This window comes from Actinocorallia sp. API 0066, assembly GCF_020991275.1.
GTDB lineage: Bacteria > Actinomycetota > Actinomycetes > Streptosporangiales > Streptosporangiaceae > Actinocorallia.
In genome coordinates this window covers 269,919-294,704 of the sequence record NZ_JAJLQY010000011.1, presented here as the reverse complement: position 1 = coordinate 294,704, position 24,786 = coordinate 269,919, and the positions used below count along the sequence as shown (strand labels likewise).

At 72.1% G+C, this 24,786-nt stretch carries 25 protein-coding genes; 17 read left to right on the top strand and 8 right to left on the bottom strand.

All coding sequences use genetic code 11. The annotated features are described in order from the left end of the window. Positions 1–121 precede the first annotated feature (121 nt). Positions 122–2,479 (bottom strand): sigma-70 family RNA polymerase sigma factor, encoded by a 2,358-nt coding sequence (locus LO762_RS26405; RefSeq protein WP_230618713.1) that lies wholly within the window; start codon positions 2,477–2,479, stop codon positions 122–124. Between the two features lie 112 nt (positions 2,480–2,591). After that, positions 2,592–3,041, bottom strand: a complete 450-nt coding sequence (locus LO762_RS26400) for a hypothetical protein (protein ID WP_230618712.1) — start codon at positions 3,039–3,041, stop codon at positions 2,592–2,594. 68 nt (positions 3,042–3,109) lie between these two features. Between LO762_RS26400 and pyrE the strand changes: the two genes are divergently transcribed. After that, positions 3,110–3,643, top strand: a complete 534-nt coding sequence (gene pyrE, locus LO762_RS26395) for an orotate phosphoribosyltransferase (RefSeq protein ID WP_230618711.1) — start codon at positions 3,110–3,112, stop codon at positions 3,641–3,643. A gap of 22 nt (positions 3,644–3,665) precedes the next feature. On the opposite strand, the gene LO762_RS26390 is transcribed toward pyrE, so the two are convergent. Next, positions 3,666–4,127 (bottom strand): hypothetical protein, encoded by a 462-nt coding sequence (locus LO762_RS26390; protein WP_230618710.1) that lies wholly within the window; start codon positions 4,125–4,127, stop codon positions 3,666–3,668. A gap of 243 nt (positions 4,128–4,370) precedes the next feature. Between LO762_RS26390 and fbaA the strand changes: the two genes are divergently transcribed. The 12 genes from fbaA (at position 4,371) to LO762_RS26330 (ending at position 17,661) form a co-directional block, all read left to right on the top strand. Further along, a complete protein-coding gene (gene fbaA / locus LO762_RS26385; RefSeq protein WP_230618709.1) occupies positions 4,371–5,390 on the top strand; it encodes a class II fructose-bisphosphate aldolase in 1,020 nt (339 codons plus the stop codon). Positions 5,391–5,427: 37 nt separating this feature from the next. Continuing rightward, on the top strand, positions 5,428–5,844 hold the full coding sequence (locus tag LO762_RS26380; protein ID WP_230618708.1) for a DUF3151 domain-containing protein: 417 nt from the start codon (positions 5,428–5,430) through the stop codon (positions 5,842–5,844). A 106-nt stretch (positions 5,845–5,950) separates the two neighbouring features. After that, positions 5,951–7,234, top strand: coding sequence for an adenylosuccinate synthase (locus tag LO762_RS26375; protein WP_230618707.1), 1,284 nt, complete (start codon positions 5,951–5,953; stop codon positions 7,232–7,234). 145 nt (positions 7,235–7,379) lie between these two features. Next, positions 7,380–8,288 carry a glycerophosphodiester phosphodiesterase family protein gene (locus tag LO762_RS26370; RefSeq protein WP_230618706.1) on the top strand — a complete coding sequence of 303 codons (909 nt, stop codon included), beginning with the start codon at positions 7,380–7,382 and terminating at the stop codon, positions 8,286–8,288. A gap of 213 nt (positions 8,289–8,501) precedes the next feature. After that, on the top strand, positions 8,502–9,701 hold the full coding sequence (locus tag LO762_RS26365; protein WP_230618742.1) for an extracellular solute-binding protein: 1,200 nt from the start codon (positions 8,502–8,504) through the stop codon (positions 9,699–9,701). After that, complete coding sequence (locus LO762_RS26360) at positions 9,698–10,597, top strand: sugar ABC transporter permease (RefSeq protein WP_308104596.1); 900 nt, start codon at positions 9,698–9,700, stop codon at positions 10,595–10,597. The genes LO762_RS26365 and LO762_RS26360 overlap by 4 nt, the downstream gene beginning before the upstream one ends. An 8-nt stretch (positions 10,598–10,605) precedes the next feature. Beyond that, positions 10,606–11,400, top strand: coding sequence for a carbohydrate ABC transporter permease (locus LO762_RS26355; RefSeq protein WP_230618705.1), 795 nt, complete (start codon positions 10,606–10,608; stop codon positions 11,398–11,400). 5 nt (positions 11,401–11,405) lie between these two features. Next, complete coding sequence (locus LO762_RS26350; RefSeq protein ID WP_230618704.1) at positions 11,406–13,532, top strand: NB-ARC domain-containing protein; 2,127 nt, start codon at positions 11,406–11,408, stop codon at positions 13,530–13,532. Positions 13,533–13,541: 9 nt separating this feature from the next. After that, positions 13,542–14,300, top strand: a complete 759-nt coding sequence (locus LO762_RS26345) for a hypothetical protein (RefSeq protein ID WP_230618703.1) — start codon at positions 13,542–13,544, stop codon at positions 14,298–14,300. After that, a complete protein-coding gene (locus LO762_RS26340) occupies positions 14,297–15,103 on the top strand; it encodes a hypothetical protein (RefSeq protein ID WP_230618702.1) in 807 nt (268 codons plus the stop codon). Before LO762_RS26345 ends, LO762_RS26340 begins: the two co-directional genes overlap by 4 nt. A 67-nt stretch (positions 15,104–15,170) precedes the next feature. Then, a complete protein-coding gene (locus tag LO762_RS26335) occupies positions 15,171–15,791 on the top strand; it encodes a hypothetical protein (RefSeq protein ID WP_230618701.1) in 621 nt (206 codons plus the stop codon). Continuing rightward, positions 15,679–17,661, top strand: coding sequence for an excinuclease ABC subunit UvrA (locus LO762_RS26330; RefSeq protein ID WP_230618700.1), 1,983 nt, complete (start codon positions 15,679–15,681; stop codon positions 17,659–17,661). Before LO762_RS26335 ends, LO762_RS26330 begins: the two co-directional genes overlap by 113 nt. Before the next feature lie 7 nt (positions 17,662–17,668). Here LO762_RS26330 and LO762_RS26325 read toward each other — a convergent pair whose 3' ends face one another. Beyond that, positions 17,669–18,067, bottom strand: coding sequence for a VOC family protein (locus LO762_RS26325; RefSeq protein WP_230618699.1), 399 nt, complete (start codon positions 18,065–18,067; stop codon positions 17,669–17,671). Between the two features lie 196 nt (positions 18,068–18,263). On the opposite strand from LO762_RS26325, the gene LO762_RS26320 reads away from it, so the two are divergent. The 3 genes from LO762_RS26320 (at position 18,264) to LO762_RS26310 (ending at position 20,707) form a co-directional block, all read left to right on the top strand. Beyond that, entirely contained in the window at positions 18,264–19,556 is a 1,293-nt protein-coding gene (locus LO762_RS26320; RefSeq protein ID WP_230618698.1) for a hemolysin family protein, read from the top strand. Positions 19,557–19,595: 39 nt separating this feature from the next. Continuing rightward, the gene (locus LO762_RS26315) at positions 19,596–19,964 is read left to right on the top strand and encodes a hypothetical protein (RefSeq protein ID WP_230618697.1); all 369 of its coding nucleotides are present in this window, start codon (positions 19,596–19,598) and stop codon (positions 19,962–19,964) included. A gap of 65 nt (positions 19,965–20,029) precedes the next feature. Beyond that, complete coding sequence (locus tag LO762_RS26310) at positions 20,030–20,707, top strand: TetR/AcrR family transcriptional regulator (RefSeq protein WP_230618696.1); 678 nt, start codon at positions 20,030–20,032, stop codon at positions 20,705–20,707. Here LO762_RS26310 and LO762_RS26305 read toward each other — a convergent pair. Continuing rightward, positions 20,704–21,339, bottom strand: coding sequence for a TetR/AcrR family transcriptional regulator (locus LO762_RS26305; RefSeq protein WP_230618695.1), 636 nt, complete (start codon positions 21,337–21,339; stop codon positions 20,704–20,706). The two genes, LO762_RS26310 and LO762_RS26305, sit on opposite strands and share 4 nt — an antisense overlap. A 128-nt stretch (positions 21,340–21,467) precedes the next feature. Here LO762_RS26305 and LO762_RS26300 point away from each other — a divergent pair, with 128 nt between their 5' ends. Continuing rightward, on the top strand, positions 21,468–21,632 hold the full coding sequence (locus LO762_RS26300) for a rubredoxin (protein ID WP_230618694.1): 165 nt from the start codon (positions 21,468–21,470) through the stop codon (positions 21,630–21,632). 11 nt (positions 21,633–21,643) lie between these two features. Here LO762_RS26300 and LO762_RS26295 read toward each other — a convergent pair whose 3' ends face one another. The 3 genes from LO762_RS26295 to LO762_RS26285 all read right to left on the bottom strand — a co-directional run bounded on the left by LO762_RS26295 (position 21,644) and on the right by LO762_RS26285 (position 24,142). After that, on the bottom strand, positions 21,644–22,408 hold the full coding sequence (locus LO762_RS26295) for a VOC family protein (protein ID WP_230618693.1): 765 nt from the start codon (positions 22,406–22,408) through the stop codon (positions 21,644–21,646). A 113-nt stretch (positions 22,409–22,521) separates the two neighbouring features. Continuing rightward, entirely contained in the window at positions 22,522–23,028 is a 507-nt protein-coding gene (locus LO762_RS26290) for a DUF664 domain-containing protein (protein WP_230618692.1), read from the bottom strand. Positions 23,029–23,329: 301 nt separating this feature from the next. After that, a complete protein-coding gene (locus LO762_RS26285) occupies positions 23,330–24,142 on the bottom strand; it encodes an SAM-dependent methyltransferase (RefSeq protein WP_230618691.1) in 813 nt (270 codons plus the stop codon). Between the last annotated feature and the right edge of the window lie 644 nt (positions 24,143–24,786).

Genomic DNA, 24,786 nt, shown 5'->3' with positions numbered 1-24,786 from the left:
CGCGCAAGGGTGAGAACGCAGGTGAGATGGCTGAACACCTGCTCAGGCGCGGACGGTACCAGCCTTTCCGGTCCATCCGTTAAAGAGTTCACATGTTCTTTACGGCGGATCTCGACACCGGTCAGCTGCGCAACGGCGCCGTTACCGTGACCACACCCGCCACATAGGCATCGGTTTTCGTCCTCAGTTCCACTGCTGACCCTCCTCCCAGTTCCACGGGGTGCGCCACCGCGTCCACCCCGAACGTCAGTGAAGCGCCGAGCGCGCCTGCCGCGTCACTCCTGAACGCGTTCGTTCCGCCCAACGGACGCCCGTCGAGGAAGATCGCGTCGTCGGTGAGCTCCGCGTCGCCCTCCCAGGCGACGAAGCCGAGTTCCGCAGGGGCGGCCGCCGGGAGGAGGCCGTCCAGGGGGACCCGTAGGGAGGACGCCCCGGTGGGCCCGAGGGCGCGGGCTCCGTCGAGGATCATGGCCCGGCTGTGCGGGGCGGACAGGTCCTCGGCCACGACGACGAGGCTCCAGCCCGCGTAGTGACCCACTCCCTCGCCGCTCGGTGCGTCGGCCACCGTCCAGGTGCCCGTGCCGCCCGCTCTGACCTGCGCCGTCACGTCGGCGAAGGACTGGTAGGCGGGGTAGCCGGGGAGGTCGACGACCTCCGTGCGGTCGGCCTTGACCGTCTTGTAGGGGCCCGAGGGGCCGCGCAGCTTGGCCGTCGGCCCTTCCCGGCCGGAGCCCGACCAATAGAGGCCCGCGAACAGGACACGGCCCGGAAGGGCGAGCCGCGCCGCACTGGACCTTGACGTCGAGGGCTCAGCGTCCACGTCGAGCGGGACCATCTGCCACAGGTCATTGTCGAGGCGGTCGCCTTTGCGCTCGCGAGCCTGCGCGCAGCCCTTGCGCTTCTCGGGGCAGCTCAGGAGGGCGTTGCCCGCCCTGAGGACGCGCACCTTGCCGTCCACGGCGTACCTCGCGGGCATCCCGGCGGCCCGCACCCCGGACGCTGCCTTGGCCGTCACCCTCGTGCCCGAGGAGCGCAGGGCGACGGACGGCCCCTCTCCCTGCCGGGCGCTCTCCGCCACGCTGACGTGCAGGTAAGCCGATGAGGAGCCGCCCGCAGGCAGCCCCGCCCGCGTGCAACGCAGGGAGGACGCCCCGGGACGGCAGGACCAGCCGTCTCCGGGCGGTGTCCGGGGCGCCCACAAGGCGGACGCCCTGCCTGTGGCGGCCCCGTCGAGCGACACCCCTTCGGGCAGCCTGACATCGGCGACGAGGTCGTCGGACGCGCCCCGCCCCTCGTTGCGCACCGCGAGCGCGATGATCCCCGGCCTGCCGGGGAACAGCACGCCGACGGTGCCGATCTCCGCGCGCAGCCGGGGCGACGGCACGGCCGAGGGCGTAGGCGACGCCGTCGGCTCCGACGGCCTGGCCTGCGGCACCGCGCTGACCGGACGCGGCTTCGCCGGCCGCACGACGGGATCGGCGGGCTGCCGGGGCCTGGGCGGCTTCGGAGGCGGCGGCGGCGCGGGCGCGGCCACGGGCGGGGCGGGCGGCGGCACCGCGGGCACGGGCGGCGCGGTGTGCGAGGCGGGCCAGGCCATGACGGCGGCCGCCACCAGCCCCGCGACGACCCCCGCCGCCACCACCGCGTTCCGGCCCTGCCGTGGCGTCTTCCCCCACCACAGCCCCACCCCCGCGAGGCCACCCTTGGCCAGGTAGGACGCCGAAACCGTGCCCAGGACGAGCGGTGCCACCACGACGGGCAGCCTCCGATTGATATCCCGCAGCTCCAGGTAGACGCCCCGGCAGACGGCGCACTCCTCCAGATGCCTTTCCGTACGCGTGCTCTCCCGACGTCCCACGGCGTCCCGGATATAGGCGGGCAGCCCTTCGAGCACCGGCGTGCAGTCGGAGCCGGACCGCAGGGGGGCGTGCATCCGCAGGTAAGCCTGCTTGAGCCCCTCACGCGCGCGGTAGGCGAGCACGGACGTGCCGTTGGCGCTGAGCCCGAGCACCTTGCCCGCCTGCGCGGGCTTCTCGCCCTCCACCACGGTGTGCCACAGGACGGCTTGCCAGCGTTCGGGCAGGGAGAGGTACGCCCGGACGATCAGCTCGTTCTCCAGCCCTGCCAGAGCGGGATCGACGAACGGAACGCCCGGGTCGTACGCCTCGATGGCGTCGGTGCTCGTCTCACGGGCACGCCGCCGGTACCTGTCGATGACGGTGCGGCGCAGCGAGGTGAGCAGGTAGGGCCGGAAGGCGTCCGAGGGGCCTCCCCCGCGCCGAAGCAGGTCGAGCACCTTGGTGAAGGTGTCCGCGACGACGTCGTCGGCCTCGGCCTCGCCCTCGACAAGGCGGCGGGCCAGCCTCAGCGCCGCCTCCTTGTGCCGTTCGTACAGCACGCCGTACCCGGCGGTGTCGCCCTGCCTGATCTGGTCGATCAGTTCGGCGTCGCTCGGTTCGAGGGCCGTCTGCTCCCCCATGGCACCCCCTTTGCAGCCGCCAGTAATCTATTGGCTACGGACAGTGCCTAGAGGTGTTTCCGTGAAGCTCGCCGTGACCCGTGGTCGCGCGAATCTTTACCCGGTGTTCCCGCTACAGCTCGGCGATGATCTTCCGGAGGGACTCGCAGAGGTTCTCCGGTGTCGTGTGGGCCGTCTCCCAAGCGCGCGCACGGGCCGCGCTCAGCCTTGCGTCGCCCTCGGACGTGGCGAGGAAGGCGCAGGGCGCGTCCGGCCAGTCGCCGCCGTGCGCGGGCAGGTCGGCGTCCAGGAAGACATAGCCGCCCACCAGCCGCTTGGCCGCCTTCTGGGCCCCGCCGAGCGACGGCAGGAGTGGCCCTGCGGGGCCGTGCCCGACCAGCACGAGCGGGGCCTCTGGAGCCGCCGCGGCGATGGCGAGCGCGGACCCGGCGACGTACCGGGCGCCGGACATGGGATCTTCGGTGGGCTGCGGAACGACGACGTGCAGCCCTTGCGTACGCAGTTCGTCGGCGAGCTCCCCCGGGAGCGGTGCGCCGAGTAGAACGAGAGTGCCTGGCGTCATGCACCCATCGTGACATCCCGCTCCCACCCGGGTGCGGACCGGGACCCCGTGAACCCTAGGCTTGACAGGTGAGCGATCGCGAAGACCTACTGCAAGAGATCAAGACCAAGGCCGTCGTCCACGGCGACTTCACCCTGTCCTCGGGTAAGAAGGCGTCCTTCTACGTGGACCTGCGGCGGGTCACCCTGGACGGCCAGGCGGCCCCCCTCGTGGGAAGGGTGATGCTGGACCTCACCACCGACCTGGGCTACACCGCCGTCGGCGGGCTGACCCTGGGCGCCGACCCGGTGGCGACGGCGATGCTCCACGCCGCCGCGGCGCGCGGCCAGATGCTCGACGCGTTCGTGGTGCGCAAGGCGGCCAAGCAGCACGGCATGCAGCGGCGGATCGAGGGCCCCGACCTGGCCGGGCGGCGCGTCCTGATCGTCGAGGACACCTCGACGACGGGCGGCTCCCCCCTGACGGCGGTGGAGGCGGCGCGGGAGGCGGGCGCGACCGTCGTCGGCGTCGCCACGGTCGTCGAGCGCAGCGCGGCGGAGCCGATCACCGCGGCGGGCCTGGAGTACCGCTACGCCTACGACCTGGACGCGCTGGGGCTCTGAGCCGGGCGGGACGCTCCCGGGGTCACTCGCCGACGCTGCGGGCCTCGGGGGCGCCCTCCACGAACGAGATCGTGACCTTGCCCGCGGGCAGCTTCAGCGCCTTGCCGTCCACCTGGACGCGGACGGCGGCCGAGTCCCCGATGGTCACGTCGACGTCGGGCCACAGCACGTCGCGTTCCTCACCCTTGGTGAAGTGCCCCTTCCAGTACACCGGCGTGTTGCCGGGTCCCGCGGCGTAGACCTCGACCTTGCGGACGAATCTGAACGTCGCGTAGACGGTGCGGTCCTTCTCGACGGCGCCCGCCATGGTCGTCGTCGAGTCGTCGGGGCGGACCGCCGCGTTGGCGGGCCCCATGGCTTCGGAGTTCATGGAGCTGACCAGGGCGGCGCCACCGACGACCACAAGACCGAGGGCGAGTGCCACCCCCACGGCGATGATCAGGATGTTGACGAGACCACGAGGGTCATTACGGTGACGTCCCACGGGATGAGACTAGCGACACAACTGGGGTTCAGCGAACGAAACTACGCATCAGTGACCCATGAGACCAACCAGTGTTCACTACCCCAGTCACGACCTTCCACCCAGCCCCCGTCAAGGCCCCTTTCGGAGAGTGTTCCAGGGCATACGAGATAGTAGGGAGCAGAGGCAGACCATCGCCGCACCCTCCTGCGGCACCGCCGTGCCCGCGCGGCGGCTGACCTGCCCCGGATGAGAGGAACTCACATGCCCATCGCCACTCCCGAGGTCTACGCGGAGATGCTCGACCGCGCCAAGCAGGGCGGTTTCGCCTACCCGGCGATCAACGTGACCTCCAGCCAGACGCTCAACGCCGCCCTGCGCGGTTTCGCCGAGGCGGAGAGCGACGGCATCATCCAGGTGTCCACCGGCGGAGCGGAGTACCTGTCCGGTTCCCTCAAGAGCATGGTCACCGGTTCCGCCGCGTTCGCCGAGTACGCGCGCGTGGTGGCCGCCCAGTACGACGTGCAGATCGCCCTGCACACCGACCACTGCCCGAAAGACAAGCTCGACGGCTTCATGCGGCCGCTGATCAAGATCTCCCAGGAGCGCGTCGCCCGCGGCGAGGAGCCCCTGTTCCAGTCGCACATGTGGGACGGCTCGGCCGTGCCGCTGAAGGAGAACCTGGAGATCGCGGTCGAGCTGCTCGCCGAGTCCGTCAAGGCCCGGACGATCATGGAGATGGAGATCGGCGTCGTCGGCGGCGAGGAGGACGGCGTCTCCCACGAGATCAACGAGAAGCTGTACACCACCGTCGAGGACGCGCTGGAGACGGCCGCCGCGGTCGGCACCGGCGACAAGGGCCGCTACATCCTGGCGGCCACCTTCGGCAACGTGCACGGCGTGTACAAGCCCGGCGCGGTCAAGCTGCGCCCGGAGGTCCTCAAGGAGCTCCAGGACGCGGTCGGCGCCCAGTACGGCAAGGACAAGCCGTTCGACCTGGTGTTCCACGGAGGCTCCGGCTCGTCCTTGGAGGAGATCCGTGAGGCCCTCTCCTACGGCGTCATCAAGATGAACATCGACACCGACACCCAGTACGCGTTCACGCGTCCGGTGGCGGCCCACATGTTCACCAACTACGACGGCGTCCTGAAGGTGGACGGCGAGGTCGGCAACAAGAAGCTGTACGACCCGCGCTCGTGGGGCAAGGCCGCGGAGGCCGCGATGGCCGCCCGCATCGTGACGGCCTGCGAGGACCTCCTGTCCGCCGGCAAGAAGATCAAGTAAGCCCCGGAAGTCCAGGGCGGGGGCCGGGATGCCTAGCATGCAGGGTATGAGCCAGAACCTGCTGGGCGGCCCGGCCCCCACCCTTCTGCCCGACCTGCCCGAAGCGTCCGGGCTGCTCGCCGACGGCGTCGCGCCGCACGAGGTGGCGGCCAAGTTCCCGGCCTACCCGCTCGCCTGGGCGATCCTCGCCGAGGCCGCCTACCAGCGCGGTGACGTCGTCGAGTCCTACGCGTACGCGCGCACCGGCTACCACCGCGGCCTCGACGCGCTGCGCCGCAACGGCTGGAAGGGCCACGGCCCGATCCCGTGGGAGCACGAGCCGAACCGCGGCTTCCTGCGCGCGCTGGCCGCTCTCGGCCGCGCCGCCGCCGCGATCGGCGAGGAGGACGAGGCCGAGCGGTGCAGGACGTTCCTGCGGGACTCCAGCGAGGCCGCCGCCGAGGCGCTGAGCTGAGGCCGCAGTTTCCGTGGACGACGCCGCCGGGTAGGATCTGATCGCAAGAGGCCCCTTGTTCGCTTGCGACCAGGGGCTTTTCTATTGGCCTGAAGGAGATCGTCAGATGCCGGCCATCGTGCTCGTCGGTGCTCAGTGGGGCGACGAAGGCAAGGGGAAGGCGACCGACCTGCTCGGCGGGAAGGTCGACTACGTCGTCCGCTACCAGGGGGGCAACAACGCCGGACACACCGTGGTGATCGGGGACAAGTCGTACGCGCTGCACCTGCTGCCGTCGGGCATCCTGTCGCCCGACGTCGTCCCGGTGATCGGCAACGGCGTCGTCATCGACCCCGGGGTGCTCCTCCAGGAGATCGACGGGCTGAAGGCCCGCGGCGTCGACACCGGCCGCCTGCTGATCTCCGCCAACGCGCACCTGATCATGCCCCACCACCGGGCGCTGGACAAGGTGTCCGAGCGGTACCTCGGCAAGGCCAGGATCGGCACCACCGGGCGCGGCATCGGCCCCGCCTACGGCGACAAGATCGCGCGCATGGGCGTCCGCGTCCAGGACCTCTTCGACCCCGGCATCCTGCAGAAGAAGGTCGAGCTGTCGCTGCGCGAGAAGAACCAGGTGCTCACCAAGGTCTACAACCGGCGGCCGATCCTGGTCGAGCCGGTCGTCGAGGAGTACCTGGAGTACGGCGAGCGGCTGCGGCCCTACGTGGCCAACACCGAGCTCGTCATCAACAACGCGCTCGACGAAGGCAAGGTCATCCTCCTGGAGGGCGCGCAAGGCACCCTCCTTGACGTCGACCACGGCACCTACCCCTTCGTCACCTCCTCCTCGCCGACGGCGGGCGGCGCCTGCTCCGGCTCGGGCGTGGGCCCGACCAAGGTGACGGGCGTCATCGGCATCCTCAAGGCGTACACCACGCGCGTCGGTTCGGGACCGTTCCCAACCGAGCTGCTCGACGACATGGGCGAGTACCTGCGCACCACCGGCGGCGAGTACGGCGTCACGACCGGCCGGGACCGCCGCTGCGGCTGGTTCGACGCGGTCATCGCCCGGTACGCGACCCGCGTCAACGGCGTCACCGACTTCTTCCTCACCAAGCTGGACGTGCTGTCCGGGCTGGAGGAGATCCCTGTGTGCGTCGCCTATGACGTCGAAGGGGTCAGGCACGACGAGATGCCGTCGAACCAGACGGACTTCCACCACGCCAAGCCGATCCTCGAGGTCCTGCCCGGCTGGGGCGAGGACATCAGCGGCGCCAAGACCTTCGACGACCTCCCGCCGAACGCGCAGGCGTACGTGCGGCGGGTCGAGGAGCTGTCGGGCGCCCCGATCTCGGCCATCGGCGTGGGTCCGGGCCGGGACCAGACGCTCACGCTGCGTGACCTGATTTAGGCGACACCCGCCCGGGTGTCCACCTTCACACCCCCCGATCGACCGGCCTCTTGCGCACTCCACCTACCCTTGGCCAGGAGTTGTTCTTCAAGAGGCAACCGGCACGATCGGGGGGCGTTACATTACCGTGCGTAATCTTCCACGCATGCGCCATCGTGTCGAACTCCACGGGCACCGGGGGGCCCGCGGGCTGCGTCCGGAGAACACGCTCCCGGCCTTCGCCCACGCCCTCGCGCTCGGCGTCGACGCCGTCGAGTTCGACGTCGGCTTCTCCTCGGACGGCGTTGTGGTCCTCCACCACGACCAGACCGTCTCCCCGCTGACGACCCGGGACACCGGGCCCGCCTTCCCCGGCGACCCCATGTACCCGTATGTCGGGCGCTCCATCAGGTCGCTGCGGCTCGCGCAGCTGAAGACTCTGGACTCGGGCGTCCGGGCGGCCGTCGCGGACGACCCGTACCACCGGACGGCCCTGCCGATGCCCGGCACGCCGGTGGCGACCCTGGCCGAGGCGTGCGCCCTGCTACGTCCGGCGGAGGGCGTGCGGCTGTGCGTCGAGCTGAAGACTGACCCGTCGTGGCCGGACGCGGAGGTAGCCCACTTCGTCTCCGAGGTGCTGACCGTGCTCGACGCCCACGGGCTGCTGCCCCGGGCGCGGCTCCTAGGGTTCGACTGGCGGTTCCTGAAGCACACCCGTCGCCTTGAGCCCTCGGTTTCACGGGTCGCCCTTGCCGAACCTCCTACCCTCGCGGACCCTTCCTGGCTCGCCGGAGCCGACCCGCGCGACCCGGCCCTGTCGGCCCTGTCCGAGGGCGCCACGATCTTCTCCCCCCAGTACACGATCCTGGACGAGGCACTCCTCACCCGAGCCACCGACCTGGGTCTCCCCGTCACCGTCTGGACCGTCAACGACCCATCCGAGATGTCCCGCTACCTCACCCTGGGCGTCTCCGCCGTCGTCACCGACTACCCCGACCTCCTCCGCACCGTCATGTCCACCCACCACCTCCCCCTCCCCACCCCCCACCTCCCATCCGTCCCGACCGCGCTGTAGCCCTGCCGCCCTCAGGGGCGGGCGTGAATCAGACGATTTGGTGGATGATCGGGACGTGGGCTTGGCCTGGGCGGTAAAAACCCCCTTATGGGGCTGTATGGCGGATATGTCCCCGGGTTCTCTCGGCGTGCGTTCCTTGGGCTGGGGGCGGCGGCGGTGGGCGGCGGGGCGCTCGGCGGTTGTTCCGGGCGGCGAGAGCGGGCGTTGACGGTGATGACGTGGGAGGGGGAGTTCGACGAGGCGGCCAGGGCGGCCGCCGAGCGGGCGCTCGGCCTGCGGGTCACCAGGATCGACCCGGACCTGACCCGGCTCACCGCGATGATCACGGCGGGCAGTCCGCCTGACGTGGTGCGCGCGGCGGGGGCGCTGGACACGCCTTTCCTCGTCGCGCGAAAGCTCGCCCTGGACCTCGACCCCTATCTGGCCGCGTCCAGCGCGCTGAGCGCCGACGACCTGGAGCCGATCGGCGACGTGTGGCGGTTCGACGGCGTGAAGCAGGGCGCCGGGCCCCGGTACGGGCTCACCAAGGACTACTCCCAGGACGCCATGTTCTGGTGCGACGCCGAGGTCTTCGCGGCCGCTGACGTGCCGCTGCCCGACGCGGCGAAGCCCCTCGGCCACGAGGAGTGGCTCGACCTGGCGCGGCGGCTCACCGTGCGGCGCGGCGGCCGGACCCGGATCCACGGCCTCGACGTCTCCGGACAGGGCATGTTCGTCCAGCTCATGGGGGCCACGGCGGCGGAGGGCGGCAGCGTGTTCAGCGCGGACCTGGCGCGGGTCGACTTCTCCGCGCCCGAGGCCACCGCCGTCCTGGGCTGGCACCTCGCTTACATGGACGCGAGGGTCGGGTTCAGCCCGGCCGACCCGAACCCCGACGGATGGCCGTTCCCCGCCTTCCAGGCGCGCAGGATGGCGATGGCGACGGCCGGATACTGGTTCGGCGCGCTGCTCGACGACGACCCCGCACTGGCCCGCGCCGCGCACCTCATGCCCGCCCCGCTGTTCGGCGGGCCAAGGGTCAGCCCGTGCTACAGCGGGATAGGCATGTGGATTCCGAGGGCCTGCCCCGATCCCGACGCGGCGTGGGCGTTCTTCGAGTGGTACTTCGGCGGGGAGCCCGCGCGGGAGCGGGCCGTCTCGGGGTTCGGGCTGCCCGCGTTGAAGTCCCTACGCTCGTCGCTTCCGCAGGGGGAGGAGTTCCAGCGCAGGGCGGTCGCCGTCCAGGAGGCCGAACTCCCCTATCTGACGGTGCTTTCGTTCACCCCCTACGCGCGTTCCGCTGAGCTCGAAGACATCGTCACCCGAGTGCTGCGCAAGGCGCACGCCGAAGGGCTGTCGGCCGGGAAGACAGCCGACGCGCTCAACACCGACATGAACGCCGTCCTCGCCCGGGGCAGGGACCTCGTCGGGTGAACCGCCTCTTCTACCTGTTCACCCTGCCCTGGGTGGCGGGTTTCGCCGGGTTCACGGCGTTCCCGCTCGGGTACGCGTTCTGGCTGAGCCTCACCAACACCGACGCGCTGGCGCCCGAAAGCAGGTTCGTCGGGGCTGCCAACTACGCCGAGGTCCTGGACGACGGGCTGGCGGGCGAGGCGCTCGTCCGGACCCTCGTCTTCACCGCGGTGACGGTCCCGGCGAGCGTGGCGGGCGGGCTGCTGTTCGCGGTGCTGCTCCAACTGCCCGTCCGGGGCAGGTCGCTGTACCGCGCGGTGCTGTTCCTGCCCGCCGTGGTGCCGCCGGTAGCGGGCGCCCTCACCTTCGGCGCGCTGTTCGACCGGGACACCGGCGCGGTGAACGTGCTGCTGGAGCGCTTCGGCGTCGCGGGGCCCGGCTGGACGGACGGGCCGAGGCTGCCGTTCGTCATCGGCGTGCTCGTGCTGTGGGGGCTCGGCAACCTCATGATGGTGTCGCTCGCGGCGCTGGCGGACGTGCCGCGCGACCTGTTCGACGCCGCCCGCGTGGACGGCGCCGGGCCGCTGCGCACGTTCACGTCGGTCACCCTGCCGCTCGTCTCCCCGGTGCTGCTGTTCCAGGTCGTCACGGGCGTGATCGCGGGCCTCCAGACGTATCTCCCGGCGCTGGTCCTGGGGTCGGCCGGGGCCGGGGGTTCGCTGGCCGCGCTGCCGGAGGGCGGTTACTTCTTCATGGCCCACGTGTACACGCGGTACGCGGTGGCGGGCCGCTTCGGCTACGCCTCGGCCCTGCTGTGGGCGCTGTTCGTCGTCACCCTGCTGTGCGCGGCGCTGATGCTGCGGACGACGCGCCGCCACGTCTTCACCCTCACCTCTCCCGGGGGCGCGCGGCCGTGAGACGTCAGGTGACGCATCTGCTTCTGTTCCTGTCCTGCGCGCTGTTCCTCGCGCCGCTGCTGTTCCTGGCCTTGGGCGCGCTGGAGAGCCCCGCCGAGCAGGCTTCCCCGAACCTGCTGCCCGAACGGCCGGTGTGGGGCAACTTCGTGCGCGCGTTCACCGACGCGGACTTCTCCGAGCGTCTGCCGACGTCCCTGCTTCTCGCGGGTGTCTACGCGGCGCTGACGACGGCGAGTTCAGCGTGCGCGGGCTACGGCCTCGCCCGGTTCCGCGCCCCCGGCTCCCGCCTTGTGTTGGTGCTGCTGGCGCTGACCATGATGATCCCCGGCGTCATCACCCTTCTGCCGACCTATCTGCTGTTCGCGAAGCTCGGCCTTGTCGGGACCTACTGGCCGTGGGTGTTGTGGGGCCTGGGCGGCAACTCCTACATCGTCCTGCTCTTCCGGCAGTTCTTCGTCTCGATCCCCCGAGAGCAGGAGGAGTCGGCCCTCCTGGACGGCTGCGGGCACCTCCGGGTCTTCTGGCGTGTCGTCCTTCCGCAGTCGCGTCCCGCGCTGGCCGCGTCCGCCGTGCTCACGTTCGCGTGGGCCTGGGGCGACTGGACCGCGCCCCTCCTCCTGCTCGACGCCGACACCACGACGCTCGCGGTGGCGCTGACCACGGCCTACGCGCACGAGCCAGGACACACCGCGGACAACCTGCTGGCGGCGGGCTCGCTCCTGTACACGCTGCCGGTCCTGGCGCTGTTCCTCGTCGCCCAGCGGTACCTCACCGCCGGCGCCTACGCGGTGCGGACGGGGTGAGGCCGGTGCGGGTCCAGATCGGCTCGGTCGTCGTGGAGACGGGGAACGTCGCGGCGAAGCGGACGGCACCGTCCCTGCTGCCTAGGCGGCCCGCGTCCTTCACCGGGCGGGAGGAGGAGCTGGCGGAGATCGTCGCGCAGGCGCAGGGTGAGCTGCCTCCTTCGGTGATCTGCCTTTCGGGCCGTCCGGGTGTCGGCAAGACCGCGCTGGCGTTGGAGGCGGCGCACAGGCTGCGCGGCGCCTACCCGGACGGCCACCTGTTCGCGGAGGTCGGGACGCACAGCGGGCGGCAGCGCCTGACGACGGCCGACGTGCTGGAAAGGTTCCTCGTCGCCTTGGATGTCGCTCCCGCGCGGATTCCCGCGAAGCTGGAGGAACGCTCCGTGCTTCTGCGTGCCGTGACGCGCGACCGAAGGGTCCTGCTCGTCGTGGACGACGTGGTGGCGGCTGAGGACCTCGCCCTGCTGTCGGCGTCTCCGGGCTGCCTGCTGCTGGCGACGAGCCGACGGGCGCTCGCCGGGCCGGGGATCCTGGGGTTCGCGCTGGACGGCCTGCGTCGCCACGAGGCGGTCGCGCTGCTCACCGGGGCGGGTGCCGACCCCGAGGCGGCCCCCGTCATCGCCGACGCGTGCGGCCTTCTGCCGCTCGCCCTGCGGATCGCCGCCGCGCGTCTGGCTCTTGACCCCGGGCTGCGCGCCGCCGACCTCGCCGAGGTTCTCGCGGAGCCCGACGCCCGGCTCCCGGCCCTCAGCTCCGGCATGGGGGACCGCGCCGTCAGGGCGTCGTTCGGCTACTCCTACCGGGCTCTGGACGCAGGTGCGCGCCGGTTCTTCCGGCTGCTCGCCGCGCTGCCGCTCGCGGACGTCACAGCCGAGTCCGCGGCTGTGCTCACCGGCGCCGACGACGCGGCCGAACGGCTGCGGGCGCTCGCCGACCTGCACCTGCTCGACGTGCGCGACGGGCACCGGGGGCCCCGCTACCGGACGCACGACCTCGTCGCCCTGTTCTGCCGCGAGCTGCTCGGCGACGAAGGCCGTGACGCCGCCGACAGGACGGCGGCCTGGTACGCCGCACGAACCCTGGAGGTGCACACCGCGCTGGAGACGGGCGCCGACCCCACCGAGGCGCGGCACTGGTACCGGGAGGAGTGGGACAACCTTCTCGCGGCGGGCCTGCGCCTGCGCGACCGTGGCCTGGCCGATCCGCTGTGGACGCTGGTCCGGGCCGTCGAGACCGACCTGGACGTGCACTCGCCGTGGAGCGGCTGGGAGCGGCTGCACCGCTGGGGCATCGAGGTGTTCACGCGGCACGGCCAGTGGGAGCGGGCCAGGGCCATGCACGAGCGGCTCGCGCTGGCGCTGCGCGAGGGCATGCGGATGACCGAGGCGTTCGCGGAGGTGCGGGCGATGCGGGCGCTGCTGCCCGTGGACCGGCGCGCCGCCGGGGACGCCGACGCCGACAACACCGAGGGCGACCTCCGGCGCGACGAGGGCGACACGCGCGGCGCCCTGCGGCTGTACCTGCGGGCGCATCCGGTGCTCGCGGCGCGCGGCGATCCCGGCACGACCGCCTGGTCGCTGCACGGCATCGCCGACACCCTGTCGGCGCTCGGCCACCACCGGCACGCGCTCCGGCTGCGCGCCGCCGAACTCGCCGCGTTCCGCCGGGCGGGCGACGGCTTCGGCATGGCGTGGGCGCACCAGGGCGCGGCCGAGGCGCACCTGGGCCTGGGCGACGCTGAGGCGGCCGAGACGGCCCTGCGGGCGGCGCTGCGGCAGTTCGCCGAGCTGGGGACGTTCAAGAGCGAGGGCTGGGCGCTGGAGCGGCTCGCGGAGGTCGTCCTGCGCGACGGCCGGGAGGAGGAGGCGCTGGTGTCGCTCACGGTGGCCCTGCGCTCCTACGAGGCGCGCGGCAATCTCGGCGACCAGGCGCGGGCGCTGCTGCGGATCGGCGACATCGCGCACGGGCGCGGCCGGACCGCCGAGGCGGCGGCGCTGTGGCGGACGGCCCAGGCGCGGCTCGCCGGGCTGGACGGCGGACGTGTCGAGAGCATCGCGGACGGGCTGCGGTCGCGTCTCGGAGGGCTGACGGACGCGGAGGCCGACGTGATACTTGCCTCGGGCTCGCGTTAAGGAGGCGCCTTGGATCCCGCCGTCGCAGCACGCCGTCTCTGCCTCGCCGTGGACATGGAGAACTACAGCGGCAGGAGCGACGCCGAGCAGGCGAGCGCGCAGGCACGTCTGGCCCGGCTGCTGGACGACGCGCACGCGGCGGCGTCGCCGAGCGCGCCGCTCGCCCGGCAGGCGTCCGGGGACGGCGAGGTGGCGCTCCTCGATCCGCCCGTGGACGAGGCGCGGTTCGTCTCGGACTTCGTCCACAGCCTGTGGACGGGCCTGCGCGCGCGGAACACGCCGATCCGGCTCCGCGTCGCGGCGCACACCGGGATCGCGTGGGTGGGCGCCAACGGGTTCGTCGGCAGGGCCGTCGTCAAGACGTGCCGGATGCTGGACTCCGCGCCTCTACGCGCCGCCTTGCGCAGCGATGAGGAGGCCCGCCTCGCGCTCATCGTCTCGGACGCGTTCTTCGACGACGTGATCCGGCGCGACCCTCCCGGGCTGTCGTCCGCCGCGTTCACCAAGACGCGCACCGGGCCGCCGGAAGCGGAGTTCTCCTGCGACGCCTGGATCTGGACGGGCCAGACACGACGGCTCCTCCCGGAGGCCGCCCACACGGCTCCGCCTCCGGCGCCGCAAGCCGAACCGGCCGCTGTCGTCGTCGCGCCGGTGGCTGCCATGTCCGTCACCGTCCATCCGGGGGGTGTGATCGGGACGCTGATCCAGGCGGGCGAGATCGTCGGCGGGTTCCGGGTCGCGCCCGAGCGCCCGGCCGACACGCCGTGAGCGCGCCCGAGCTGCGGCTTGAGGTGCACGGGAGCGTTGATGCGGCCGTCCAGGTGGGGCGGCTCGTGCTGCGGCTGCCCGCGCCGTTCCCGGCCCATCCGCCCTCGCGCGCGGCCCGGGGGCCGGAGCTGGCCGCGCTGTGGCGGGCGGCGTCCGAGCCCGTGCCGCCGCCCGGGATCGTCGTCAGCGGGCCGTCCGGCTACGGCAAGAGCACGCTGGCGCTCCAGTGGGCCTACCAGGCTCACGGGCTGTTTCCGGGCGGGCTCCACCACGTCGACCTGAGCGGGCCGCAAGCGGCGCCGCCGTGGAATCCGCCGGAAGGAGAACGCACCCTTCTCATCCTGGACAACGCGCGCGGCGAGGACGGCGTGCGGTCCGCGCTGCCGTCCGCCGAGTCCTGCTTCGTGCTCGTCACCTGCCGGGCCCCGCTTCCGTCGCTCGTCATCGACGGCTTCCGGTCGCTCACCTTGACCGCGCCGCCTTCACCGTCCGCGCCGCTGACGTCCCTGCTCCCCGACCTGGCGTCCGCGCCTCCCGGCCCGTTGGCCGACGGAGCCTTCACGACCCTGCTCCAGGCCGCGCAAGCCGAGGCCGAGGACACCGGCGACCACCCGACGCGGGCCGCGGCCAGCCTCCGCCTCGCCCGCCTGCACGCCGCCGCCTCCCACCGCGCCGCGTCGCTGCACTGCTACGCCCTCGCCCTGGACTCCTACGCACGGCTCGGGGACTCCTCCTCCTACGCGACGGCGCTCCGGGAGGCGGCCGCACTCCGTCCGCCACCCCAAGGAACCGTCACGTCCTGACCCGCGAGGCGTGGCGGCCGGGGCGCGTCGGCGGGGCTTGCGAGGGGCGCGGGCCGATACTGGGGGCGTGGGGGAGCGGGGGCCGGAGGCGATCCGGGTGCTCGGCGCTCGCGTGCACAACCTGCGGGATGTGGACGTCGAGGTGCCGCTGTGGCGGGTCGTCGGGATCACCGGGCTCTCCGGATCGGGCAAGTCGTCACTGGCCATGGGGGTGCTGTACGCGGAGGGGTCGCGGCGGTTCCTGGACGGGTTGAGCACCTTCACCCGCCGCAGGATCGAACAGGCGGCGAAGCCCGACGTGGACCGGGTGGAGTTCCTGCCCGCCGCGCTCGCCCTCCGCCAGCGTCCCCCGGTGCCGGGCAGGCACGGCACGGTCGGCACGATGAGCGAGGCGCTCAGCGTCGTGCGGCTGATGTTCTCCCGGCTCGGGGCGCACGTGTGCACCAACGGCCACCGCAATCCCCCCTCCCTGGCGGCCGCCGCCGACGAGTGGACGCGCTGCGTGGTGTGCGACGTAAAGGTTCCGGCTTCCGGGCGCCGAGTCCTTCGCGTTCAACTCCCTGGGCGCCTGCCCTGTGTGCCACGGCCTGGGCACCCGCGACGAGGTGGACGAGGACTCGCTCGTCCCCGATCCCGCCAAGACCCTCGCGGAGGGCGCGGTCCTGCCTTGGAACAGCGCGGGCCGTAGCTACATGCCGCAGGTGGCGGCCGAGATGGGCGTCCGGATCGACGTGCCCTACGCGGAGCTGTCGGAGCGGGAGAAGGACATCGTCCTGCACGGCCCGGCCGAGCAGCACGAAGTCACCCTTCCGTCCCGCAAGGGCAGGGCGTTCACCCTGAACATGACGTACGAGAACGCCGTCGCGGCCGTCACGCAGGCCGGAAGCAGCGGCAGCGAGACGACCCGCAGCAGGCTAAGCCGATTCTTCACCACCCACACGTGCCCCGCCTGCCACGGCACCCGGTACCGGCCGGAGGCCCTGGCCTCCCACCTGGACGGGCGCGACATCGCCGAGGTCACCTCCGACGACCTGGAGACGCTCGACGCGGTCGCCGCCGACCTGCCGGGAAGGCTCCCCGAGCCCGTGCGCGCGCTGGCCGAGCGGCTGTCAGGCGAACTCCGGGACGCCCTCCAACCGTTGCGCGCGCTCGGCCTCGACTACCTCACCCTCGACCGTGCGGGCGGCTCCCTCTCGACGGGTGAAAGGCAGCGCGTCCAACTCGCCCGGACGGTACGGGAGCGTTCGACGGGCCTGCTCTACGTCCTCGATGAGCCCTCGGTGGGCCTGCATCCCGCGAACGTCGAAGGAGTGCGCGCGCTGGTAGGGGTCCTGGCTGACAACGGGAACTCCGTCGTCGTCGTGGACCATGACGTCGACCTGCTGCGGGCCGCCGACCACCTGATCGAGATGGGCCCCGGCGCGGGACGGCTCGGCGGCACCGTCACCGCGCAGGGCACGCCCGCCCAGTTGGCCGACGACCCGGCGTCCGTCACGGGGCCGTTCCTCTCCGGGAAGGCCGATCCCGTCGTGCGCGCGCGGCGGCCCGACGAGGACGACGGCGTGCTGTCGGTCACCGTGAGCCGCCTGTACAACCTGTGCGACGTCACCGCACGGTTCCCGCTGCGCCGCCTCACCCTCGTGACGGGCGTCTCCGGCTCGGGCAAGACGGCGCTCGTCCTGGACAGCCTCGTGCCCGCGCTGCGCCGTCGTCTGGCCGGGCGGCCGCTACCGGCGCACGTGGACCGCCTGGAGGCCGAGGGCGTCACCCGGCTCGTCGAGATCGACGCGACGCCGATCGGCAAGAACGCCCGCTCGACGCCCGCGACCTACTCCGGCGTGCTCGACCCCGTCCGCCAACTGTTCGCCGCGGCGCCTGAGGCGGCCCGTCGCGGCTGGAAACCGGGCCACTTCTCCTACAACACCAAGGACGGCCAGTGCCACCGCTGCGAGGGCCTGGGCGAGCTCTCGCTGGACATCCAGTACCTGCCCGACCTCACGATCCGCTGCCCCGACTGCGACGGCGGCCGGTACAACCCGCAGACGCTCGGCGTGCGGGTGGACGGTCGGACCATCGCCGACGTCCTGCGGCTCACCGTCGACGAGGCGGCCGAGGCGTTCGCGGACCGGCCCGCCGTCGCCACGCGGCTCACCGCCCTCCAGGCCGTCGGGCTCGGCTACCTCACGCTCGGCGAGCCGACGCCCGCGCTGTCCGGCGGGGAGGCGCAGCGGCTCAGGCTGGCCGAGGCGCTGCGCACCGACCAGGAGGGCGCCCTGTTCGTCTTCGACGAGCCGTCGATCGGCCTGCACCCGCGCGACGTGCGCACGCTGCTGCACGCCCTGGACGGCCTGCTCGCGGCGGGCGCGACGGTCCTGGTGATCGACCACGACCTCGACCTCGTGGCGAACGCCGACCGGGTGGTGGACCTCGGGCCGGGGGCGGGCCCGCACGGAGGCAGGATCGTCGCCTCGGGGCCGCCGGACGCCGTCGCGGCCGATCCGGTCAGCCCGACGGGCGGGTTCCTCGCCCGTCACCTGAGGCGGGCCCGTCCAGGGTGAGCGTCTCCTACTCGCCGTCAGGCAGGTCGGAGAAGAGGGTGAGTTGAAGGCCCGCCGGACCCTCCAGCCGCGCGTTCAGCGAGTTCCACGGGGTCGGCCTGGGGGAGGCGATCTCCCGTGCGCCCGCTTCCACGAGGACGGGGGCGGTCTCAGCGGAGTCGGGCACCTCGAACGCCACCCTGATGTGCCCCGCGACGCGTTGGCCGACCTCGACCTCGTCGATGAAGGCGGCGTGCGCGGGATCAGTGATCTCCAGCGTCGCCCGGCCCGCCTCCAGGATCGTCACGCGCCCTCCGTCGCTGGAGAACGCCCCGCGCTCGGTGAGGCCCAGGACGTCCCGGTAGAACGCCACCGCCTCCTCGTAGTCCGCCGCCGTCACCACGAGCCTGAGTTCCGTCACAGCCATGCCGGGTGCAACATCGGGAGATCTGGGGTATTCCCACAGTTTTGTGGGGGTTGTGCCGTGCGGCGCGGGGCGCCTGGCCCCCGAACCCGCATACTGCTACAAATGTAGTTGATCGTTCCAACGGCACCGGAAGGCGCCGGAAGGGACACGCCCGGGGGTGCGGGGCCCCGGGTGGGGAATAAGGAGCAGCACACAGTTGGACGCCGTCACAGGGAACATCCTGCTCGTCCTCGTCCTCATCGGCCTGAACGCCGTCTTCGCCGGGAGCGAGATAGCGCTCGTCTCCCTGCGCGAAGGACAGCTACGCCGCCTGGAACGGCGCAGCGGACGCGGCGCGGCGGCGCTCGTCAGGCTCGCCCGCGACCCCAACCGCTTCCTCGCGACCATCCAGATCGGCATCACCCTCGCCGGGTTCCTCGCCTCCGCGACGGCCGCCGTGTCGCTCTCGCGGCCGCTGGTCGAGCCGCTCGGGTTCCTCGGCGGCGCGGCCGACGCAGCCGCCATCGCGCTCGTCACGCTCGTCCTCGCGTTCTTCACCCTCGTGCTCGGCGAGCTCGCGCCCAAGCGGCTCGCGATGCAGCGGGCCGAAGGGTGGGCGCTGCTCGTCGCCCGGCCGCTCGACCTGCTCTCCACCGTCACCCGGCCCGCCGTGTGGGCGCTCGGCAAGACCACCGACCTCGTCGTGCGGGTCTTCGGCGGCGACCCCAACGCGGCAAAGGAGCAGCTCGGCGCCGAGGAGCTGCGCGAGCTCGTCGCCGGACAGCGCGGGCTCACCGTCGACCAGCGCACCATCATCACCGGCGCGCTGGAGATCAACGAGCGCACGCTGCGGTCGGTGCTGCGGCCGCGCCGACAGGTCTTCATGCTGGCCGCCGACCTGCCCGTCGCCGAGGCGCGCGGCGCGCTGGCCGCATCCGGCCACTCCCGGGCGCCCGTCATGGCGGCCCGGCACGTGGACGACGTGGTCGGCGTCGTCAACCTCCGCGAACTCATCGGCACCGACGACGCCCTCCCCGTCGCGGAAGCCTGCCGTCCCGCCATGACGTTCCCCGAGAGCCTCAAGGTGGCCGCCGCACTGCGCAGGTTCAAGGCCGAGCGGCAGCAGTTCGCGCTCGTCATCGACGAATACGGGACCGTCGCGGGCATCGTCACCCTGGAGGACCTGCTTGAGGAGATCGTGGGCGAGATCTACGACGAGCACGACAGGGACGTCCTCGCCGTACAGACCGAGGCCGACGGGACCCTTGTCGTGCCCGGCTTGTTCCCGCTGCACGACCTGCCCGACATCGGCGTCACCCTGACCACACCCGACCGGGGCGACTACACGACGGTCGCGGGCCTCGTGCTCGCCCTGCTCGGCCACATCCCCGACGAGCCCGGCGACGTCGTGCGGGCCGAGGACTGGGACCTGGAGGTGTCCGAGGTCGAGCACCGGGCCGTCACCACGGTGCTGATCCGGCGGCGCAAGGGGGCGGGGCCCCTCGGCTGAGCCGCGGCGGAAAACCACGGGACGGAAGGGGGCTCCACGATGCACCATGAAAGGAAGGGCAGCGCGTCCGATCACGGCGACCGCGCGGAGGACTGGGTGACGGCCAAGGAACCGGGGACGGGAGGCGACTCGCTGCTGTGGCTCGGCACCCAGGTGACAGAGGTGGAGACCCTGCTGGCGCTCGCCCTGACCGCGCCCACCCTCCTCGCCGAGCGGCGCGCGCTCACCGAGCTCGCCGACGCCGCCGAGCGCCTCGCCCTCGGCGCCCGCTACGCCGCGATGGGCGACACCTTCTGGCACCGGACCCGGGTCCGCGCGCTGCCGCGCAGCCGCCGCGCCCGGCGCCGCGCCGCCAGCGCCGACCGCGGCGCCGCCCTCATCCTCGGCTGGCTCAACCGCTCCGCCTGACCCGTCCACGCCCGGCGCGTAGGGTGAGGGGACGTAAGCGGAAGTGCGGAAGCGGGAGGCTGGCGATGCCGCGCAAGGCGCCGCAACGGGTGATGCGTGTGGTGCTGACCCCCGAGCTGATCGTGCACACCGCCGTGGAGCTGGTCGAGCGGGACGGCCCCGACGCGCTGTCCATGCGGGCGGTGGGCGACGAGCTCGGCGTCAGCGCGATGGCGATGTACCGGCACGTCGCGAGCAAAGAAGAGCTCATCGAGCGGATGGCCGACTACGTCATGGCCACCCTCGACGTGCCCGAGGTGGACTCCGATGACTGGAAGGACGAAGCGCGCGCGCTCATCCGCTCGTTCCGCTCCATCGCGCGGGAGTACCCCCGCAGCCTCGCGCTCGTGCTGGAGAGCCGCGCCCGCATCCCGGTGCGGATGCGCGCGATCGAACGGGCGCTGGCCCTGGGCGTCAGGGCGGGCCTCGACGCGCGGACGGCGATCGCGGTGACCCACTCGCTCATGGCCTACGCGCTCGGCTCGCAACTGCGCGAGGTGGGCATGGGCCGGATGCTGGCCCGCGAGCACGACGACCCCGCCGAGACCCTGCGCGGCCTCGGCTCGGCCCGTTTCCCGCACGTCGTCTCCCTGCCGGACGAGCTGCTGGACACCGGCTTCGACACGGACTTCGAGTTCGGCCTCGACCTGTTCGTGTCGGCCGTCGAGGAGCTCGCCTCCCGGCGCCCCCCTGAGCGGCCTTAGGGACGGGTCCGGGGGAGGCGGTCCAAGGCGGACAGGAGGAGTTCGAGGCCGATGGCGAAGTCCCCCTCCAGGTCCGGGCAGAGCAGCCCCTCCGGAATCCCGAGGGCGCGGAAGTGCGCGGCGGCCTCGGGCTCGTCGGGCATCTTCAGGGCCCCCTCGACCATCATCTGGGCGCCGATGGCGAACGACATGAGCGCGCGCAGGACCCGCACGGACGTCGCCCCGTCGAAACCCTCCCCGACGAGGACGGCCAGTGCCCCCTCCGCCGTCCGCCACGGCACCTCAAGACCGACCCGGCTGGTGAGCACCAGGTACATGCTGCGTGGGTGACGTCGCGCGGCGACCCCGAAGGCGGCCACCAGAGCCCGCGCGGTCTCCTTCCAGTCGGTTCCCGGCGCGGGAGGCGGCACGTCGAGCCCGGCGAACACCTCGCGGGCCATGGCCTCGACGAGGCTGTCGCGGTCGGGGACGTGGTTGTACAGGGACATCGTCCCCGCGCCCAGCTCGGCGGCGATCCTGCGCATCGACAGGGCCTTGGCGCCGTCCCGCTCGACGAGGGCGAGGGCGGTGGCGACGATGAGATCCCGGGTCAGCGCCGGACGTTCCTCCGGCGTTCCCCCCTTGCGGGCCATCCCACCCCTCTCCCCACCGCTCGCGCCCTGACGAACCAGCACCGTAGCAGCGGCACGCGCCCGCGCGGCGCGCCGAACGTACGCCACACCTCTTGTTTACGTCGTACGTCCCATGCCACGGTGGAGGCATGGTCTACGTCTGCCCCGTCTGCGAGTACCGGTACGACGAGTCCACGGGCGAGCCTCGTGAGGGCTTCCCCGCGGGCACCCCCTGGAACGCCGTTCCCGACGACTGGTGCTGCCCGGACTGCGGCGTCCGGGAGAAGCTCGACTTCGAGCCCGCGACGGGCTGATCCGGCCCCGATCAGCCCGGTCGGGCCACCAGGGTCAGGTGGGCGCCGTGCGGGTCGACGATGGCGCAGGCGCGGCCGGACGGCAGGTCGGCGGGCGGCGCCAGCGTGCTCGCGCCCGCCGCGACGGCGCGCTCGGCCGCCGCGTCGCAGTCCGCGACGGCGAAGTACGGGATCCAGCGCGGCGGCCCCGCCCCGGCGACGGCGCTGGCCACCGGGGCGTCGTCCGCCGCCCACACGAGCCGGTCGCCCAGGTCGTCGCGGGCGAGGCTGGCGAACGTCCAGTCCAGCGCGTGCAGGTAGAAGCGGCCCGCGGCCTCCAAGTCGCCGGTGGACAGCTCGATCCAGCTCAGCGCGCCCGGCTCGTCGACCAGCGCCGCGCCCTGGTGCCGGTACGGCTGCCACAGGCCGAACTCCAGGCCCTCCGGGTCCTGAACCGTCCCCATGCGGCCCAGATCGCCGACGTCCACCCCGGGGAGCATGACGTGGCCTCCGGCCGCCAGCGCCCGTTTCAGGGCCGTCTCCAGGTCGTGGGTCTGGAAGAAGAACATCCAGCTCGCCGCCTCGAACGGGTCGGCGAGCTGCGACATTCCCGCCACTTCGGGACCGTCCGGGCCATCGAGGGTGAAGATGTCGTAGTCCCCCAGCCTGTCGTTGGTCAAGACGTAGGAGCCCCACCCGAACAGCTCCGCGTAGAAGCGCTTGGACTCCTCCCCGTCGGGGCTCTCGAGCTCGACCCACGACGGGGTGCCCCAGGCGTACTCCATGACTTCAGGCACTGGCCGCACCTCCCCCCTCCGGCTCACGCTACAGAGCGGCTTGTCCAGGGCACTTCCCGTCATGTCCAGCCAATTCCCTAGAAAGCGCAAGGCGCTGGGCGTATCCGCCGCCTTCAGCTCCGCAGGAGGACACCGCGCACGAACGCGGCCTGGCCCGCGTGCTGCAGGTCGTCGGAGATCACGCTGACGAGCCGGACACCAAGGCTGACGGGCGGATCCCACCCCTTGTCCACGATCCGACCGAGGTCGGCGGGCTCCAGGCCGCGCACGAAAGCCAGGGTCTCCTTGTGCACGGCGTCGTAGTAGCCGCGCAGGGACTTCGCCTCCACGACCACCGCCGCGACCTCCTCAGGCCCGTGCCCGTACCCCGTGTCCGCGACGTCGAAGGGCAACCCGAACCGCTCGGCCCACCCCCCTGCCGTCCACACCTGCTCCCGCTCCGCCACCTCCGCGACATGGTTGTCCTGCACCCGCGTCAGATGCCACACCAGCCAGCCAATGGAATTGGCCCCCGGATCCAGCCGCTCCGCCAACCGCTCCGCCGAAAGCCCCCGAACAGCCTCATGCACCACCTCCTTCACCCGCTCAAACCCGTCCACCAACACCTCCGCCACGTCCATGGCCACTCCCTCCGTTCCGCGTCTGCCGGTTACCTCCCACCGCCCCACGCGGGGAACCCTTCCACAGGTTCGGGCGCGGCACGCCGGGAGCGCGCGGTATCCCGTTGATCCAGGGGCACACCGGCCAGGTGCGCGGGTGGCCAAGCTGTTCGCCTGGATCGGCGCGGGCGCTCGTCCCGTGAAATGGCGCGCGACGGGAGCGGAATGGACGGAGTGGTGTTTCCGTCCATTCCGCTGGTTTCCCTTGTGTTACGGCCCGAGATTCGGAGGGTAAGTCAACGACCCTTATGTCGTGGCGTTTTCAGGGTTTGCGGGCTACGCCCGCGTAGTCGGGGACTTCGGGGGCGGCGAGGGCGCGGAAGTCGGGGCGCCAGCGGGAGCAGGAGACGACGCCGGGGGCGAGGAGGTGGAGGCCGTCGAAGTACGACGTGAGGCCCCCGATGCTGCGCAGGTGGTAGCTGGCGGTCGAGTCGGGGTTCTCGTTGTAGTCGCCTATCGCGTCGTTCTGCGCGACGTCGGTGTCCACGCCGTCCTCGATGACGACGAAGCTGCCCGGAGGCAGTGCGGCGACGAGCGTCCTGACGATGCCCCAAGGGTCGTCGGAGTCCGGGATCTGACCGAGGACGCCCAGCATCATCAGCCCGATCGGCTTACTGAAGTCCAGGGTGCGGGCCGCCTCCTCAAGGATCCGCTCCGGCTCCCGGACGTCGGCTTCGATGTAGTCGGTGGCGCCCTCGCGCGTCCCCGTGAGCAGCGCCTTGGCGTGCACGAGGACGAGCGGGTCGTTGTCCACGTAGACGACACGGCACTCGGGGGCGACGCCCTGGGCCACCTCGTGCGTGTTGTTCGCGGTGGGCAGCCCGGTGCCGATGTCCAGGAACTGCCGGATGCCCTCGTCGCGCGCCAGATACGTCACCGACCTGACAAGGAACGCGCGCACCTGGCGGGCCACGTCGACGATCCCGGGGAACTTCGCGGCGTGCTCGGCGGCCACCTGGCGGTCCACCTCGAAGTTGTCCTTGCCGCCCATCCAGTAGTTCCAGATGCGCGCGGAATGCGCGACCGTGGTGTCTATCTCATACCGTGGCTGGGTGTCCGGTGCCTCGCCGCTCACGCTTTCCCCTTTTCTCGGTTCTTTTCCCTTTTCGCTCCTCGCCGCGATGGTAGGCCCTGCACGGGCGGTTCCGAAGGGGAATTCAGCCGCGCCCTAACGCGAGTGATCACCGTCCCACTGTCCGAAAGTGTCCGAAACCCCGGGGTGGGGGCAGCGGCGTGACGGCACCCTCGTCACGCCGCCGGGATGGGACGCGTCAGCGGAGAGCCAGAGGGGCGGCCGGGTGCTCCACGGGAGCGTGACGCGGTCCGGGGACGGCGGGGGGAAGGTTCCGCCGTCCCACGACGGGCGCGGGCTCACCGGCCCACGGGCGGGCGGGGCCGAGCCGGGAATCCGGGCCGTAGGGATCAACGCTCAGCACGAGCATCGCGCACCCGAAGGGATTCACTCGGCCCCGCCGCCTTTCTTCGAGAAATGAACAACCGTACGCGCGACCCCTGGGGAATGGCCGTGCCCTGGATGCTCCTTGATCTCGGGAAAGGCTAGCCGCAGGACGGGCACGGGACGGCGAGAAACACACCGAGATTTCCATACCCGCCTTCTCGCGGGGTGTCCGAGCAGCCCGGGAGGCGCGTGCCTAACAAGATCAAAAATGGCGCTGAGCAGGTGTTCTTCTTGATCATTTGATTCGGGGACCGGCCCCG

Excerpts from the sequence above, each read along its gene's own strand:
- LO762_RS26300 (WP_230618694.1), top strand. The coding sequence starts at position 21,468 with ATGGTCTACGTCTGCCCCGTCTGCGAGTACCGGTACGACGAGTCCACG.
- LO762_RS26310 (WP_230618696.1), top strand. The coding sequence starts at position 20,030 with ATGCCGCGCAAGGCGCCGCAACGGGTGATGCGTGTGGTGCTGACCCCC.
- LO762_RS26400 (WP_230618712.1), bottom strand. The coding sequence starts at position 3,041 with ATGACGCCAGGCACTCTCGTTCTACTCGGCGCACCGCTCCCGGGGGAG.
- LO762_RS26290 (WP_230618692.1), bottom strand. The coding sequence starts at position 23,028 with ATGGACGTGGCGGAGGTGTTGGTGGACGGGTTTGAGCGGGTGAAGGAG.
- LO762_RS26315 (WP_230618697.1), top strand. The coding sequence starts at position 19,596 with ATGCACCATGAAAGGAAGGGCAGCGCGTCCGATCACGGCGACCGCGCG.
- LO762_RS26380 (WP_230618708.1), top strand. The coding sequence starts at position 5,428 with ATGCAGGGTATGAGCCAGAACCTGCTGGGCGGCCCGGCCCCCACCCTT.
- LO762_RS26325 (WP_230618699.1), bottom strand. The coding sequence starts at position 18,067 with ATGGCTGTGACGGAACTCAGGCTCGTGGTGACGGCGGCGGACTACGAG.
- LO762_RS26365 (WP_230618742.1), top strand. The coding sequence starts at position 8,502 with ATGACGTGGGAGGGGGAGTTCGACGAGGCGGCCAGGGCGGCCGCCGAG.
- LO762_RS26370 (WP_230618706.1), top strand. The coding sequence starts at position 7,380 with ATGCGCCATCGTGTCGAACTCCACGGGCACCGGGGGGCCCGCGGGCTG.
- LO762_RS26405 (WP_230618713.1), bottom strand. The coding sequence starts at position 2,479 with ATGGGGGAGCAGACGGCCCTCGAACCGAGCGACGCCGAACTGATCGAC.
- LO762_RS26305 (WP_230618695.1), bottom strand. The coding sequence starts at position 21,339 with ATGGCCCGCAAGGGGGGAACGCCGGAGGAACGTCCGGCGCTGACCCGG.
- fbaA (WP_230618709.1), top strand. The coding sequence starts at position 4,371 with ATGCCCATCGCCACTCCCGAGGTCTACGCGGAGATGCTCGACCGCGCC.
- LO762_RS26375 (WP_230618707.1), top strand. The coding sequence starts at position 5,951 with ATGCCGGCCATCGTGCTCGTCGGTGCTCAGTGGGGCGACGAAGGCAAG.